The sequence below is a fragment of the Breznakia sp. PFB1-19 genome (assembly GCF_029893935.1).
Classification (GTDB): Bacteria; Bacillota_I; Bacilli_A; order Erysipelotrichales; family Erysipelotrichaceae; genus Breznakia; species Breznakia blatticola.
Window position 1 is genome coordinate 1 of sequence record NZ_JARXXJ010000009.1, and the last position, 17,541, is coordinate 17,541.

The following is a 17,541-nucleotide window of genomic DNA, read 5'->3' on the forward strand; positions in this document are numbered from 1 at the left end:
GTTTTCCGTGAATTTTTGTTTCGAAATTGACGTTTCCTATTCAGTTTTAAAAGATCTAATCACTTCTTTTTCGCATCGGTTATCTCAACCGTGCCTGTTAATAATACCACTCTCACGCTAGCAAATCAATCACTTTTTTCAACTTTTTTGAAAAAGTTTTCTGAGCGATTATTTCGCATTGTTTCTCGCTTGAGCCTCATAGATATTATCATTTACATCACCCTGTGTCAACAACATTTTTTCAACTTCTTTCAGAAACTTTTTTACTGAATTTTCAATTGATTTTTTATGTGTTTTGCAGAAGCAACTTTGAAATAATACCATTTTGATTTCATAGTGTCAACAAGTTATTTTCACTTTCTGAAACTTTTATTTTTCTATATCAAAAATTCGTCTTTTTTCAAGAAAAAAAGGTACCGAAGTACCTCTATCTTGCATATTCTTGTTCATCACCTTTACGAAGCGATCCACATATTGGATAGTTCGGACATGATGGATTACATCCACAGTCCGCAATGTTTCTCAACTCTTTAGGGACAAACGCTGTGATTTCATCATCATCATAACCTACTAAGAAGTTATCTTCATTAATGATAATTGGGCGTTTCATTACAGATGGATTTTGTTGGACAAACCGAATGGTTTCCTCCATCGACATTTCATCCAAATCTTTAACAAGCTCTTGATATGGGCGTGAGCGTGTACTGATAAGGTCTTCCGTTCCATTATCACTACGACTAAGTAAATATTTGATTTCATCAGCTTTTAGAATTGTTGCGAAGATATTCTTTTCAACAAAATCAAGATTGCGTTCTTGTAACCAACGTTTTGCTTTACGACAAGAAGCACATCCTGGAGATGAATATAGTATAATCATAATATTTTTCCTTTCCTTATAAGTTCTCTATATGTATAGTATATCAAACTGTATTCAAAGTATAGAGCGAAGTAATCAGAAGTTCAAGATTTTTTTTCGTTTCTTTATTCTTATATATATAAGGGATTTTCTTTGCGCACTATATCAATAGTTACAAAATAAAATCATACGATAATTATAAAAAGTATATTTCTTATTTACTTGATTCTTGTTTTCCGTTACAATCTACTGCGTGAATAAAAGAGGAACACTTATGGAACGCAAGACAATGAAAAAACAATTTGGTTTACCTACTGCAATTAGTATGATTGTTGGAATCGTAATCGGTTCTGGAATCTTTTTCAAGACGGATGATATTCTCATGGATACAAATGGAAGCGTGTTGTATGGAGCAATTGCTCTAGTTCTTGGTGCAATTGGAATTATTTTTGGTGGATTAACCTTATCCAAGCTTTCAGAGAAAAGTGAAAAAACTGGCGGACTTATCACCTATTGTGAACTTGCCTTCGGTAAACGTTTCGCATTTGTTGCTGGATTTTATCAAATGGGAATTTATTATCCTGCTTTGTTAGGTGTGATTTTATATGTTGCTGCTAATTATACATGTATGCTATTTGAAGATGCACAACTTAATGTTTGGATAATTACCATCATTTACTTTATCGGTACATTTACCGTTAACTATTTGTCCGCTAAAATGGCAAGCTACTTTCAAAATCTAGCAACAATTATCAAGATCCTACCTCTAGTTATTATTGGATTTCTTGGTATTCGCTACGGAAGTTTTCATTCCATGCAAAACGAAAGTTTTCACATAACTGGAATTATCGCTTCAAGTAGTGCAATTGTAAGTGTTGCTTTTTCCTACGATGGGTGGACCGTCGCTCCTGCAGTTGCACATGAAATCAAAAACGCAAAACGTAACCTATCCTTAGCTCTTGCGATTTCTCCGGTGATTATTATGGTTATTTATTTAATCTATTTTATTGGTATGTCAAGTATACTTGGTCCGCAACAAATCCTTGCACTTGGTGATTCGCATGTGCAAGTTGCTAGCGAGCGATTGTTTGGATTACAAGGAAGCAAACTTGTTCTTCTTGCGATTATCATATCTGTATTAGGCACAGTTAATGGATTAACTCTTGCTGCAATTCGTGTACCTTATGCATTAGCGATTCGTAAAGAACTTCCTTTCAGTCATGAACTTGCTAAAATCAATCAAAAGACAAATATTCCTGGACGCTCTACATTACTGACTGTATTGCTAACGGCATTTTGGATGTTTGCACATTTTCTTACGACGCAAATTCATGCACTGCATCAAATTGATATCTCTAGCATTCCAATTTTTATGATGTATGTAATTTACCTAATCCTCTTTATTAGTGTGATTGGCAAGTACAAACAAAAGCAGTTGCATGGTCGCTTTCGTGGTCTAGTATGTCCAATCTTCGCCATCGTTGGAGCACTCCTTGTAATTAGTGGTGCACTCTATTCACCCATGTTCAAAATTTACTTGATTGTATCCTTACTATTTCTAATAATCAGTGGTATAATATACAACGTAGCGAAGAAACAAAGATAGTAGATATCCTGTATGAAAGTAGAGATTTGCCGGATGCTGCAAGGCAAACATCACTTGATATCGAATTGGGTTTGTGGAGCTTAAGCGTAAAGCCGGTCATTCCGTTATCATGAAGCGATTCATTTTTACACAAATATAAAATGAATAAGTCGGGTGGTACCGCGTATAAAACTATACGTCCCAACATATTGTTGGGACGTTTTTTATTTAACAGGAGGAAAAAGAAAGATTATGAAAAGATGTTTGAGTGGGATTCAACCCTCTGGACAATTAACCTTAGGAAACTACATTGGTGCAATTCGTCAATTTGTACAATTGCAAGATGAATATGAAATGTTTATCTTTATTGCTAATATGCATGCAATCACTGTTGCTCAAGATCCAAAGAAATTAAAAGCTAACACAAAAGACTTAGTTGCTTTATATTTAGCATTTGGTCTTGATCCAAGTAAAGTAAACTTGTTTGTACAAAGCGATGTTGTACAACATGCAGAATTAGGATGGGTTCTTAACTGTCACACATATATGGGTGAACTAAACCGTATGACACAATTCAAAGATAAAACCGCAAAAAAAGAAACAAATATCAGTGCAGGGCTTTATACGTATCCCTCACTTATGGCTGCAGATATATTATTGTATGATGCAGATGTTGTACCTGTAGGTGTTGACCAAAAACAACACGTGGAATTAACACGTGATTTAGCACAACGTTTCAATAACTTGTATGGAGAAACATTCGTTGTTCCTGAACCAGTAACTGCTAAAATCGGGGCAAAGGTTATGTCACTTCAAAACCCAGAAAAGAAAATGTCGAAAAGTGATGAAAACCCGAAAGCTTGTATCTACTTATTAGATGAGCCAAAAGTTGCACGTAAGAAAATTATGTCAGCTGTGACAGACTCAATCGGTATTGTACAATATGATCTAGAAAACCAACCTGGAGTATCAAACTTACTCACAATTCAAAGTTCACTGTCAGGTGAATCAATTGATGAACTGGTCGCTAAATTTGAAGGAAAAGGATACGGTGACTTTAAAGGATATGTTGGAGATACAGTGGAAGCATTCTTAAGTAACTTACAAGAAAAGTATCGCGCGATCCTACAAAGCGGTGAAATTGAAAGCGTACTTGAACAAGGTGCAAAAAATGCTGGAAATATCGCTTTCAAGAAAATGCGTAAAGTAAAAAAGAAACTTGGATTCCAATTATTTTAAAAGCGTGTTGCTTCTACAATGAAGCACACGTTTTTTTATAAAGAAAACCTATATATGGAACACAACCACATACAGGTTCAAACGGTTAGATAGAATACTTTCGCTTATATAAACATTAATAATAAAATGATGATTCCAAGAACGATACGGTAGTATCCAAAAATTTTGAAATCATGTTTGCGAATGTAGTTTAGTAAGAAACGAATCGCAAAGATACTTACGATAAATGACACAAGGGTTCCAATAAGTAACATGGCAATTTGTAATCCACTAAAGTTTAATCCAATTTTGATTAACTTTAATAAACTTGCCCCAGCCATCATTGGTACCGCTAGAAAGAATGAGAACTCACTAGCTACCGAACGTGAACAACCTAAAATCGTAGCACCAATAATTGTAGATCCGGAACGACTCGTTCCTGGAACTAAGGCAAGCATTTGGAAACATCCAATTCCAAATGCCGTTTTATAGTCAAGTTCTTCAAGCTTTGTATATTTTGGCAAGCGTTTGCGATTTTCAATAATGATAAAGATAATTCCATAGAAGATTAAGGCAATTGCAATAACAACAACTCCACTTAAGATATCTTCAATAATATCATCTAAGAAGACTCCAGCAATTCCCCCAGGAATACAACCAATAATGATTTTTAGCCATAAGTCCCAAGTCGCCTTTTTTTGAACTTCATTTTTTCTTTTTGTAAGTGGGTTCAAGCGATTAAAGTATAAAATACAAACCGCTAAAATCGAACCAAATTGAATGATGACTTTGAATAGTTCAAAGAACTTAGCATCACCAAATGGCATAATTTGTTCAAACAAGATCAAGTGCCCTGTACTACTGATTGGCAACCACTCTGTAATACCTTGAATAATTCCAAGAATTATTGCCTTAATAATTTCAATTAGTATATTCATTTTCTTTCTCCTAACAACTCATGTACACATTCTTTGAATAGTTCTCCACGTTGTTCATATGACGTGAATTGATCATAGCTTGCACATGCAGGAGAAAGTAAGATCACATCTCCTGGTTTTGCAATTGCATATGCTTCATGCACTGCTTGTTGCATTGTCTCACATTCATGTGTATTTGTAAAAATATCTTTAAATGCATGTTTGGTTTCACCAAAACTAAAACACATTTTTACTCGATCATCATAGGCTTTCAAAATATCAAATGATAACTTTTTATCATATCCTCCTGCTAGAAGGATAATGTTTTTATCAAATGCTTCCAATGCAGGAACAACTGCTTCAGGATTGGTTGCCTTTGAATCATTGAAGAAGCGAATATCATTGATGCTTGTTACATACTCCAATCGGTGTTCTACACCTTTGAAACTTGCAAGTACATTTTGAATCGTAGTAGTATCTACACCCATCAAATATGCCATTGCACTTGCAACCATTGCATTACTGATATTATGTTTACCAACAACTTGCAATGAATTTGTATCAAAAAGTTTTACATCGTGGTAATACACTTGATTTGCTTGCAAATAAATGTCAGCTTCTTTATCTAAGGAATAATCTAGAACACGACAAGGTATGTTTTTTGCATATGCTACAACTTGTGTATCATCTAGATTTCTTAGAAAATACGCATCAGGATCTGCATGTTCATAGATCTTCATTTTTGATTGATAATAAGATGCAACCCCATCCATATAATCTAAGTGATCTGGACTTAAATTGGTTACGCAGCTCACTTTTGCTTTAAATGTATCCACACCGAGTAATTGAAAATTACTTAACTCTAGCGCAATATTTGCAGTTACATTTTCATGTTGTAATACTACTTCACTAAGTGGTATTCCAATATTTCCAGCAACAAAACTTGTACTATGTGCTTTTAATATTTCATATAACATCGTAACCGTTGTTGTTTTCCCATTGGTTCCTGTGATTGCTCCATACGTAAAATGCTTCGCAAAACGATATCCAATTTCAATTTCTGTATAGATTGGAATATTTTGCTTCACAAAATAAGACACAAAATCCCCATGATATGGAATTCCCGGATTTTTCACAATGAAATCATAATCCATTTCTTTTAGAGATTCTGGATGCCCTTGATCAAATACTTGAATGCCAAGTGCTTCCAGTTCAACTTTTTCTTTGATTTGATTTTGATCAGTCAAAATGACTTCATATTGATGTTGTTTCAGTAATTTACTTACTGCAATTCCACTACGGGCAGCACCAATCACAAGTACCTTATTCATCTATATCACTCCAATCACATATCCTAATATAGCTAATACTACAGAGATTCCATAGAACATCCAAACAACCTTCGTTTCTTTCATCCCACCCATTTCAAAGTGGTGATGTAATGGTGCCATTCGAAATACTCGTTTTCCTCTAGTTTTAAATGATAGAACTTGAATAGTTACTGACAGTGTTTCCATTAAGAATAATCCACCAATAATTACAAGTAATATTTCTTTACGTAATACAAGTGCAATTGCTGCTAGTAATCCACCAAGTGCTAGTGAACCTGTATCACCCATAAAGATTTTAGCAGGATGAATATTAAAACGTAAATAACCAATTAAGGAACCAGCAACTGCTAAGATAAAGTAGAATAAGTTCATTTGATTATCTTGATATGCAAATGCTGCAAATGGAATCAGTGCAATTAATACCGTTCCAGCACATAATCCATCAAGTCCATCGGTTAAGTTTACAGCATTGCTTTCTGCAGTAAACATTAAAAACACCAACAAGAAGAAGAAAAATCCAATATTGATATCCATATGTAAAATTGGAATCCAAAGTGTATTATCTCCATAACTTTTGTAGATTAAATATAAACAAATAGCTAATGCAGCTTGTAATAAAAATTTAATTCTTGGAGGCAATCCATTATTGTTTTTTTGAACAACAATAATAAAATCATCAATAAATCCAATAAGTCCATATCCCACATATGCAACAAGAATGGTAATCATTTTTACATCTTGTAAGATCGAAGGATTTATTGCAATTGCAAGGATGACAGGAACTACGATAAAAATGAGTCCACCCATCGTTGGTGTGCCAGTTTTTATCTTATGCGACTCAAGTCCCTCTTCACGTTCTGATTGTGAGAATTTGATTTTATGTAGTACCGGAATAAGTACAGGCATAATCAACAATACCGCGATCAAACTTACCCCAAAATATAAGATTGCTTCCATGTAAACTCCTTTATTTTAATTCAACTTCTAAATTTGCTCCTTTGACAATTGCGCTCCCTGGTGCAATGGACTGTCCACTCACATTTCCAGAATTTGTAAATGTGGCATTAAGTCCTGTCATATTGGCAAATACACTTACATCACGCCGTGACCAGCCATTCATATCTGGCATCGTAATGTTTGCACCATCAGTTAATAGGAAGGTATTTTGTGCATTTGAGACTTTCTCCCCTTCAAGTGGGAATTGCTCAATAACTGTCGTACCATCACCGATGACTTGCTTCTTAATTTTAAATCCATCTAGTTTACGATTCACATAGTCTAGTGAATGATTTACTAAGCTTGGCATAGTATATTCTACATAGTTATCTGTAACTTGTACATTATTCTCTGTAGTTTGATTACTTGATTCTGTATATTTGTTTAAAGATTGTAGTGATTCACGCACAATATCTTTAAAGAAATCTGTACTATAGAAACGGAAGTTCTCACTTTGGAATCCATAGTAAATGAGAATTTGTGGATCATCTGCTGGTGCAGCAGCAATAACTCCGGATGTATAGTACGAAGGTGAATATCCTTTAATTTCTGGATCATACATTTGCCCTGTACCTGTTTTGGCGATGATTTTTACATCACTCATTTTATATTGTGAAGCTGTCCCACGTTCATCTTCAACAACTTGTTGCATCAAATGTTGCATTTGTTTTGCTGTTGCTTCAGAAATTACACGCTCACCTTTTTTCGTTTCCGCTTGATATGTTGCTTCTCCTGTCGTAGAATCGGTAATTTTTTCCACAATGTATGGTTCCACAATTGTACCATCTCCTACGATTGCACTTGTCGCACGTAATAATTGATATGTATTCACTGTACTTGCTTGTCCAAACCCAAGTGACATAATATCGAATGGATGATTTTCATTTAGGGTACCATCCACTTCATTTAACCCATAAATATTCAACGGTTCAAAAAGTTTAAATTTTTTCATGTACTCAATCATTGTAGTCGGACTAATGTAATTTGTAATTAATGAAGCAATCCCAGTATTTAGTGAATAGATAAATCCTTGATCGAATGTCACAATCCCATTATCTTTTCCTAAAGCATCACTTACTGTACCAATTACTTGTGCACCTGTTAGTGAATCATTACGTACAGGAAGTCCATTTTCATTTTGTCCAATAATAGCAGTTCCAGATTTAAAGGTATCAGAACCTACATATTTTCCTTCATTCATCGCAGCAGCGTAAACAAAGGTTTTCATTACAGAACCTACCTCAAAAGGAAATTCACTAGGAACATTTAAACTGTTTGTAATGTTCTCTCTTGTATTTAAATCAAATGTTGGATACCCTGCTTGTGCAATAATACGTCCGGTTTTGATATCCATTACAATACACCAAGCATATTTTGCCTTATTACTTTCCATTGTATCAGCTAGTGCTTTTTCTGTTGCTAATTGTGTATCATAATCGATCGTTAACCATACATCATTTCCATTTTCTGCTAGACGTACATATTTTTGTGTATCTGGTAAACGGTTATTTTCACTATCGGTTTGATAACTTACTTGCCCATTTTTACCAGTTAATTCTTTATTGAAATATGCTTCTAACCCACTTACACCATATAAGTTGCGATCATCATCATAATTTGTATATCCGACAAGTTGACTTGCAAAGTGTCCTGTTGGATATGCACGTGCAACACTCTTTTCAAAATCTAAACCTGGAAGTTCTAATTCCTCAATTCGCTTTTTTTGATCTGCGGTTAGATTTCGTGAATAACTACCTAAGTTGGTTTGATACTGTCCAGCTGCTTGTGCTTCTGTTATTTTGTTGAGAATATCCTGATATGCTTTTTCTTGCGTTTCTGGGTCTGCAGAAATAACTTCAGCTAGTTTTCTAGCTGTATCATCTGCATCAACAACATATACTGGTTTCTTTGTTGCATTTATACGGCTTTTATCCACATACGCAATAACATCATAACTTTCGACATCTTGCGCAATGATTTCTCCTTTGTAGTCTCGAATGTATCCACGATTTGCCACAATCGTTTCAGTAGAACTCCCACTTCCGGATTTGTGAGCCAATACATTTTCCCCACTTCGTAAATGCACACCTGTAATCATAGTAAAAAGGACATTTGCGACAACAAGTGACACGATAATGCCCATAACTATCCCGATTCGACCTGTAGTTTTTACAGACTTTTTAAAATTCAGTACCTTCCTTTTTGCTTTCATGTATATCCTTTAATCTATTCGTTTTCGCCAGTCACAACTGAAACAATTTGACTTTCGTTTTGACGCAATTCGTGTTTTTCCGCAATTTCGATAATACGATCACGGTTGGCAAGTTTTTTAACTTCTAACTCCAAGTTTAACACATCATTTTTCGTTTTTCCGATTTCATGTTCCAATTGTGTTTCTTGTGATGACAATACTACATTGTATGAGTGCAAAAGTGTTACAGATGCAAAATACATAAGTAATGATAATACGAACACAAGTGATACAATTCCTTCTATACGAATTCTACGATTCTTTTTTACAATTTTCATGGTTTAACCTACCCTTCCCAAGAACTCTTAATTTCGCACTATGCGAACGATGATTCTCATCCAACTCTTCCTCGTTGGCGACAATCGGTTTCCTCGTTATTAGCGTATATGGTTTTTGCTTTACCTCATCAGGCATTAACGGAATACGCTTATCTGTTTTTTCCGGTTTTGCATATTTTTGAAATATTTTTTTCACAATCCGATCTTCTAATGAGTGGAATGTGATAACACACACACGTCCTTGGTTATTCAAGTGTTGAATTCCCGTTTCTAACACTTGTTCTAGGGCATGCAATTCATTGTTTACTTCAATACGTAATGCTTGGAACACCTTTTTCGCTGGGTGTCCTTTTTTATTAAGCACTTTACTAGGTAATGCGCTTTTGATCACATCAACAAGTTCAAATGTTGTTTCAATTGGTTTGTCCATTCGTGCTTGTTCGATCTTTCTTGCAATTTGTTTGGCAAATGCTTCTTCACCATAGTCTCTAAAGATATGCATTAAATCATGAAACGAATAAGTATTCACAACTTCATATGCACTTAGACTTTGACTTTGGTCCATTCGCATATCCAATCTTGCATCGTAGCGATAACTAAATCCTCTTTCACCATCATCAAACTGTGGTGAACTTACTCCAATATCAAGCAATAAGCCATCAATTGCTGGAATCTTATATTCTTCAATCACTTGTTCTAATTCTTCAAAACCTTTATGAATAATCGTGAAGTTATCACCAATTTCTAATAAACGCTTTGTTGATTCAGCAATTGCTGTTTCATCTTTATCAAAAGCATACAAGTGACCATTTGGAATGCGTTTTAGTATTTCACTACTATGTCCCGCACGTCCTAACGTTCCATCTATATAAATTCCATCTTCTTTAATATCAAGGTATTCAATCGATTCTTCTAAAAGTACAGAGTAATGTTTCATCACTGTAGAAACTCCGTTAAGCCTTCAGCAACTTCTTCAAAGTCATCACTGTGTTCATCCATGAATGCATCCCAACGTTCTTTGCTCCAGATTTCGATAAGATTTCCCACTCCTGCGATCACACATTCCTTTTCAATTTTTGCTTCTGCCACAAGAACTGAAGGAATCAATATTCTTCCTTGACTGTCGATTTCACATTCACTTGCTTTCGCCAAAATATTACGACGATATACACGTGCTTCTCTTTTTGTGTTTGGTAAACTAGCAAGTTGTTCCATCAGCACTGCCCATTGCTGTTGTGTATAGATGTTTAAACATCCATCCAAACCTTTGGCAACGACGATTTTACCGCTTAGTTCATCACGAAAACGTGCCGGAATGATAATACGACCTTTTTTATCTATATTGTGTGCATATTCACCAATAAAATTGGCTTGTGCTAACACATTTGTCATATCATCACCCACTTTCCGCCATTTTCTTACACTTTTCGCTACTTTCTACCACCATTATAGCGAATATGGAATAAAAATCATAGTCCAAAACATGAAAATGTGAAAAAAATTAAAAAATATATTATGTAATATAACTTTTAATTTTCCATGGTTTTATGCAAACAAAAAAAAGTAAGTAACAATTTTACTCATTACTTACTTCTATCGTGTGTATCTATATAATTTAATAATCTTTCGGGTATATATCCCTTTACTTACATCACTTTCAACTACATCATTTTACGAAAAAAGATTTTATATTTCGTATACACGTATATACAAATACAAAATCTTTCTTTTTAGAATAATGACATTTGATTTTCGTCTTGCAATCCTTCAAGTGCACCTAGTTGATCAAGTTTATCAACTAGTGTTTTACTTAATTGCGTACGATTTAATAAATCTTCTTTTGAAATGAATGGATGTTCTTTTCTTGCTTCTACAATACTAATTGCAACGTTGGTACCTAGACCATCGACACTTGTAAATGCAGGGAGCAAACTATCATCACGCGTCTCATCAACAACAAATCGTGTTGCTGGTGAACGGTTGATATCCAGTTTTTGAATTTTGAATCCACGTAAGTACATTTCTAATGCAAGTTCTAATGCATCATACACATTGTGTTCTTTTGCACTTACTTCATTTTTTGTCTCTGGATTATTACGGCGTTGATCGATGTCGCTCATACGTGCCTTGATTGTTTCAAGACCTTTGGTCATTGCATCAATATCGTATGCATCACAACGAATTGAGAAGAACATTCCATAATAATGAAGTGGCTTATGTACTTTAAACCACGCAATACGAACAGCCATCATTACATATGCAACCGCATGGGCTTTCGGGAACATGTACTTAATTTTCTTACATGAATCAATGTAGTATGCCTCTACATGATTTGCTTGCATGTCTTCAATCCATTCATCACGTAATCCACGTCCTTTACGAACACTTTCCATGATGGTAAATGCAGTTTTTGGTTGCAATCCTTTTTTCATCAAATCGACCATAATATCATCACGACAACCAATAACATCGCGTAGTGTTAGCTTATGATCTAATCCTAACTCTTGACGGTATTTTGCTTTATCATCATCAACAAGGTTTTTTGCGTTATTTAACCAAACATCCGTACCATGACTCAGCCCTGAAATCGTAACTAACTCACTAAAGGTCTTTGGTTTTGTTTCTTCAAGGATTCCACGGACGAATTTTGTTCCAAACTCAGGAATTCCAGCAGCTCCTGTTTTCTCCGTGTTTTGTGTTGTATCAATCATCAACGTATCTGGTTTTGAGAAAATAGCCATCGTATCTGGATCATTCATTGGAATTTTACGAACATCAACCCCACTACTTTCTTCCAAGATTTTCATCGCAGTTGGATCAACGTGACCTAGAATATCAAATTTCAGCACGTTAGCTTCAATATCATGATAATCAAGGTGTGTCGTTTTCATATCTTCATATGGGTTATTACTTGGGAATTGTACTGGTGTAAATTCATTAACACTCATATCTTGTGGGAAAACAATAATCCCACCCGGATGCTGTCCTGTACTTCGTCGTACTCCATCACATTGCTCTGCTAAATAGGTTATACGAGCATTGTTCATCGTACCTTCTTTTCCCATTTCCTCTAGATATCCTTTTACATACCCAAAGGCAGTTTTACTAGCAACTGTGGCAATGGTCCCAGCACGATATGCATGTGCATCCCCAAAGTATTCTTGTAAGAACTTATGTGCTTTTCCTTGATATTCACCTGAGAAGTTCAAATCAATATCTGGAACCTTATCCCCTTCAAATCCTAAGAAGGTTTCAAATGGAATGTTTTGTCCATCTCCACGCATATGGGTTTTACAGTGTGGACATTCTTTATCTGGTAAGTCAAATCCTGAGTTGATCGATGGATCATCCATAAACTCACTATATTTACATTTTGGACATATATAATGTGGAGCCAATGGGTTTACCTCAGTAATGTTTGCCATTGTCGCAACAAAACTACTACCAACCGAACCTCGACTACCTACAAGATATCCATCATCAAGGGAATGTTTTACTAGCAAGTGACTTACATAGTAAACAACCTCAAATCCATTTCCAATAATACTGTTTAATTCTTTTTCTAAACGATCTTTTACAATTTGAGGTAAATCTGGACCATATATATCATGCGCTGTATCGTAGCAAATATCTCGTAAGATTTGATCACAGTTTTCAATTGATGGTGGATATAAATCTTTTTTTACTGGATATGTATACTCGATACTATCAGCTATCGCATTTGTATTTTCAACAACGATTTCATATGCCAATTGTTCACCAATAAACTTAAAGCAATCTAACATTTCTTGTGTCGTTCGAAAATGTTGATCTGGTGCTGAAGTAGAACGACGAATTTCCTTTTTATAAATATATAGGGGGTGTCGTACTCCACCAATTCCTTGCGCATTGATAAAGATATCGCGCACTTCTTTCTTTTCTTCTTCTACATAGTGAGCATCACCAGTAGCGACTACCATTTTGTCCATATCTCTTGCAAGTTCAATGATATTACTTACGATCATCTCTACTTCTTTGATGGAATTAAGCGCACCACGATTCACTAAGTTCATATAGTTTGCAGGTGGTTGCACTTCAATATAGTCATAGAATTTCATTAATTCCTTAACAATTTCATCACTTTTTGTCATCGCTGCATCAAAAACTTCTCCGTTTTGACACGCACTTCCAATATATAGATTTCCTGCTTGTTTTTTCTTTTCGATTTCTTTACGTGGAATTCTAGGCTGACAAATTGGTTTATTATTACTTTTACTAACGGCAGCTAAGTATTCCGTATGAGAACTACTTACCAATTCGTAGATATCTTGTATCCCTTGTTGGTTTTTGGCAAGCACAACAATATGCTTATCACGAATACTACCAATCTCTTTCACTTTGTTTAGCTTTAATACATCCATGAGTGTTTTCTGTGGCTTCATTTGTTGAAGCATACGTAAGAATACTTCTGCTAGTACTTGCGCATCATAATCTGCTCTATGGGCAACATCTGCATCGTAGGTAATTTTATAGTGACGAGCAACATTCCCTAAGGCAAAACGCTTGGATTCTGTTAATAGCGCTTTTGCTAAATCTAGTGTATCAATCACTGGGTTTGTCAGTTTTTCTTTTCCCATGCGAACAAGTGCTTCATTCATAAAGCCATAGTCAAATCCTGCATTGTGTGCAACAAGTATACTATCACCAATAAAGTCTAGAATATCATCCATTGCTTCTTCAATGCTTTTTGCATTTTCTACTTCTTGATTACTAATATTTGTTAAATCAGTAATCTTTGCTGAAATTGGAACCGGTGGCTTAATAAACATTTGCATGGTTTCTTTTGGCATGTTGTTTTCAATAATTTGTGCCCCAAATTCGATAATGTGATCATACTTACTTGATAGACCTGTCGTCTCAAGGTCAAATACACAATAGCGAGCATTATGAATATCAACATCTGTAGGATTGTAAACGATATTTAACTCATCATCAATCATACTCATTTCAATTCCATAGATCATTTTAAATTTCTTTTCACGATCACTATTGATACCATTCACCAAACGTTGTGCCGTTGGATAGCCTTGAACAACATTATGGTCTGTAATTGCAAATGCATCATGCCCCCATGCATTTGCTTGCTTAATATAATCAGCAATTGCACTTACTCCATCCATTTCACTTAATTTTGAATGCGCATGAAGTTCTACACGCTTTCTGCTTGCATGATCTTGTTTTCTTACTTTTGGCACTTTAACAATCGAACGTCCACGTCCATTTGCATTAAATACAACATCTTTATCCCAAGTGGAATATTGAACTTTTCCACTGATTTCAACTGTATCTCCTTCTTTAAAATTATCTTCAGGTAATACATCTGCGGTTTTCTCAAAACGTTGTGCTTTGATACACGCATCTTTATCTACTAAATATAATGAACGAATTTGTTTTCCATTTTGAATTTCTTTAATTTCCGTTAAGAAGATTTCTCCACGAATTTTCACTTCTTCCATTCCATCCATCAAATCACGAATCGGTGTTAATGGATAGTTTTCCATTTTCATTCGTGGTTGATAACTCATTGGTTTTACACTTTCTTGGACAACTTGACGTTGTTCAGGATCATAATCCACCTTCACAACTTCTACTTCTGTATCCACTGTAAAATCTTCTACTACAAGTGGCAAACAGATTCCATAGTGTTCTAACTCATGTGCCATTTGTTGGGTTTTACTTTTTGCCTCATTTTGCGCTTCTACACTTTCATATGAGAATACAATTTTTTCACCTTCGATTTTCGCAAATGTCTTGGCAAAAACAGTAAGTTCTTTTTGTTTATTTGCAATAAAACGTATGTATTGATTCAGTGCAGTTGCATTCATGGTTTGTTTATGACATGAAAGTTGCATATCCACTTTACATTTAAAGTGCACAATCATCTTATTTACAAACTGTTCATAGGTTTGTAATCCAATCGGTGCTTGTGTTTGAATTTCCATTGCTAAGGTATTCTTCTCACGATAAAAAACCGGTTTTTTAGTAAAAACCGCATCTTTAAATTCATCTACATCCATTTCGTTTACACCAATTTGCAGTGCAATTTCATATACTTCTTGATTCATATTCCTACCACCAATTTCTGTCTTCCATTATAGCAAAATACACCACCCTTTGAAAGGGTCGCTCACATAAAATATGAAAAGAAATGCATCTTGATGTGCACCTCTTTATTTTACGATTGTTTATATTTTTTATAGATGTGATATCCAGCAAAAGCAATTGCTGCAACACCGATAAGTGCAAGATACCAATACAGCTGTAGATAATATAGGATGTATGCAAATACACTATATGTAGCTGCATTTGCAGCTACTGCTTCTACATAGATTGGCTCACTTAAACTTTCACTTTCAATTTTTATTTGTGCTAAAGTTTCACCAAGAGTAATTGGTGCATCAAATGATTCTTGTGTATCTATGATAATCGAGTAATTCAAATCGTTTGGCAAGACACGTGATACTTCTTCATTTGCCATTAGCTCAATCGTTTTGCGGTCGCTAAAACGTACGCCTACCTCTTTTACAATATCACCTTTTTCGACAAATGTGATTCGTTGAAAGTTTTCATCAATATAATTAAATAATTCCTCCGTCATCGTAATGACATCTGCACGATTATCTTCATCCACTTTGGCAATAACAGATACCATCAATCCATCTTCAGTTTCTTGAAAACTGGCTAAACAAACACCTGCTTCTGGTGTGTATCCAGTTTTTCCACCTTCAATGGATCCACTGCTTTGATTGAGTTCCTCATATAGTCCTGAAATCGTACTATGCAGTCTAATATGTAATGATTTTACATCATAGACATCAAGAGACATGATTTCCTTAATCTCAGGAATCGAAATCGCATATGCAGCGATTTGCGCCATTTCATGTGCAGTACTTACATGTGTATCTTCATGCAATCCAGTTACATTATCAAAGTGTGTACTTACTAAATCCAGTTGCTTTGCCTTTTCATTCATTGCTTCAACCATAGATTCTTGACTACCAAACAAACTAATTGCAAGTTGATTTGCTGCATCTGCACCACTTGGCAATAGCAAGCCTGCTAATAAGTCTTGATACGATACAGTTGCACCTATTGGAAAGTTAGCTACACTTGCATTTGCTTCAACTAAACCCGCCCATGCTTCTTCACTCATCGTAACAGTATCTTCTACGTTTTCAATTTTCTCAAAAGCAACAATTGCACTCATCATTTTGGTCATACTTGCAGGATACATCAAAGCATCCCCATTTTTATCATACAGCACATGTTGATCTTCAACATTATATACAACCGCATACACTGCCTTTAGTTCGATTTGCTCATTATGCTTCTGTATACCTAGAAACGATAGACACAGTTGTAAAGCGAGTAATACTTTCATCTACCGTGCAACCTTTAAAAATGCATCTTTAGCAGCAGCTTGTTCTGCTTTTTTCTTGCTTGATCCACTTCCTTTTCCAAGCACAATTGTATCCATTCGAACTTCCATTTCAAAATGCGGATTGTTGCTTGGTCCGGTTGAGCGTAGTAAATGATACGTTACAGTTTGTCGCGTATCTGCTTGAATACACTCTTGTAGTTTTGTTTTGTAGTCAACAACTTCATCTGCTTTTGGTGCATCTACATATTTTGGGATTACCTCTTGGAGAATTTGAGCAACATATGAATATCCACAATCAATATAGATAGCACCAAGAATTGCTTCAAACAAATCACAAAGTAATGAGTTTCGCTCTCTTCCTCCTGATTTTTCTTCCCCAACTCCTAGCAATAAAAACTTATCCCAACCAAGTTCTTTTGTATATTCTGCTAGTGCTTCCTCACGAACCAACTGTGAACGAAGCGTTGTCATTTGTCCTTCATTCAACATTGGTTCATGATGAAACAATAAATCCGTTGTCCATAATTGTAATACTGCATCCCCCATGAATTCCAAGCGTTCATTATCTCCTGGTAATTCTGCATGTTCATTTAAATAGGATGTGTGTACACATGCTTGTAAAATAATATCCTTATTCGTATATGGAATATTATGTGCATCAAGCCATTTAAAAATTGCATTCATTGATT

Annotated in this window: 13 protein-coding genes; 2 read left to right on the plus strand and 11 right to left on the minus strand. The window is 35.1% G+C overall.

The genetic code is table 11. The features are described from left to right. Positions 1 to 427: 427 nt before the first annotated feature. Positions 428 to 877, minus strand: coding sequence for a Spx/MgsR family RNA polymerase-binding regulatory protein (locus M2098_RS05795; protein ID WP_280682619.1), 450 nt, complete (start codon positions 875 to 877; stop codon positions 428 to 430). A gap of 253 nt (positions 878 to 1,130) precedes the next feature. Here M2098_RS05795 and M2098_RS05800 point away from each other — a divergent pair, with 253 nt between their 5' ends. Then, a complete protein-coding gene (locus tag M2098_RS05800; RefSeq protein WP_280682617.1) occupies positions 1,131 to 2,462 on the plus strand; it encodes an amino acid permease in 1,332 nt (443 codons plus the stop codon). A gap of 231 nt (positions 2,463 to 2,693) precedes the next feature. Continuing rightward, positions 2,694 to 3,680, plus strand: coding sequence for a tryptophan--tRNA ligase (gene trpS, locus M2098_RS05805; RefSeq protein ID WP_280682615.1), 987 nt, complete (start codon positions 2,694 to 2,696; stop codon positions 3,678 to 3,680). Between the two features lie 104 nt (positions 3,681 to 3,784). Here trpS and M2098_RS05810 read toward each other — a convergent pair whose 3' ends face one another. From M2098_RS05810 to rnc, 10 genes are all read right to left on the minus strand, one after another. Continuing rightward, the gene (locus M2098_RS05810; RefSeq protein ID WP_134170385.1) at positions 3,785 to 4,597 is read right to left on the minus strand and encodes an undecaprenyl-diphosphate phosphatase; all 813 of its coding nucleotides are present in this window, start codon (positions 4,595 to 4,597) and stop codon (positions 3,785 to 3,787) included. Further along, positions 4,594 to 5,907, minus strand: a complete 1,314-nt coding sequence (murD, locus tag M2098_RS05815) for a UDP-N-acetylmuramoyl-L-alanine--D-glutamate ligase (RefSeq protein ID WP_280682612.1) — start codon at positions 5,905 to 5,907, stop codon at positions 4,594 to 4,596. Before murD ends, M2098_RS05810 begins: the two co-directional genes overlap by 4 nt. Then, positions 5,908 to 6,864 carry a phospho-N-acetylmuramoyl-pentapeptide-transferase gene (gene mraY, locus M2098_RS05820; protein ID WP_280682610.1) on the minus strand — a complete coding sequence of 319 codons (957 nt, stop codon included), beginning with the start codon at positions 6,862 to 6,864 and terminating at the stop codon, positions 5,908 to 5,910. A 10-nt stretch (positions 6,865 to 6,874) separates the two neighbouring features. Then, positions 6,875 to 9,115, minus strand: a complete 2,241-nt coding sequence (locus M2098_RS05825) for a penicillin-binding transpeptidase domain-containing protein (protein ID WP_280682608.1) — start codon at positions 9,113 to 9,115, stop codon at positions 6,875 to 6,877. Between the two features lie 14 nt (positions 9,116 to 9,129). After that, the gene (locus M2098_RS05830) at positions 9,130 to 9,432 is read right to left on the minus strand and encodes a hypothetical protein (RefSeq protein ID WP_134170390.1); all 303 of its coding nucleotides are present in this window, start codon (positions 9,430 to 9,432) and stop codon (positions 9,130 to 9,132) included. Next, the gene (rsmH, locus tag M2098_RS05835) at positions 9,407 to 10,372 is read right to left on the minus strand and encodes a 16S rRNA (cytosine(1402)-N(4))-methyltransferase RsmH (protein ID WP_280682605.1); all 966 of its coding nucleotides are present in this window, start codon (positions 10,370 to 10,372) and stop codon (positions 9,407 to 9,409) included. The genes M2098_RS05830 and rsmH overlap by 26 nt, the downstream gene beginning before the upstream one ends. Continuing rightward, positions 10,369 to 10,824 (minus strand): division/cell wall cluster transcriptional repressor MraZ, encoded by a 456-nt coding sequence (gene mraZ, locus M2098_RS05840; RefSeq protein ID WP_134170394.1) that lies wholly within the window; start codon positions 10,822 to 10,824, stop codon positions 10,369 to 10,371. Before mraZ ends, rsmH begins: the two co-directional genes overlap by 4 nt. 338 nt (positions 10,825 to 11,162) lie before the next feature. Beyond that, positions 11,163 to 15,536 carry a PolC-type DNA polymerase III gene (locus M2098_RS05845; RefSeq protein WP_280682602.1) on the minus strand — a complete coding sequence of 1,458 codons (4,374 nt, stop codon included), beginning with the start codon at positions 15,534 to 15,536 and terminating at the stop codon, positions 11,163 to 11,165. A 110-nt stretch (positions 15,537 to 15,646) separates the two neighbouring features. Then, on the minus strand, positions 15,647 to 16,852 hold the full coding sequence (locus M2098_RS05850) for a D-alanyl-D-alanine carboxypeptidase (protein WP_280682600.1): 1,206 nt from the start codon (positions 16,850 to 16,852) through the stop codon (positions 15,647 to 15,649). Then, positions 16,853 to 17,536, minus strand: coding sequence for a ribonuclease III (rnc, locus tag M2098_RS05855; RefSeq protein WP_280682598.1), 684 nt, complete (start codon positions 17,534 to 17,536; stop codon positions 16,853 to 16,855). Positions 17,537 to 17,541: the final 5 nt, after the last annotated feature.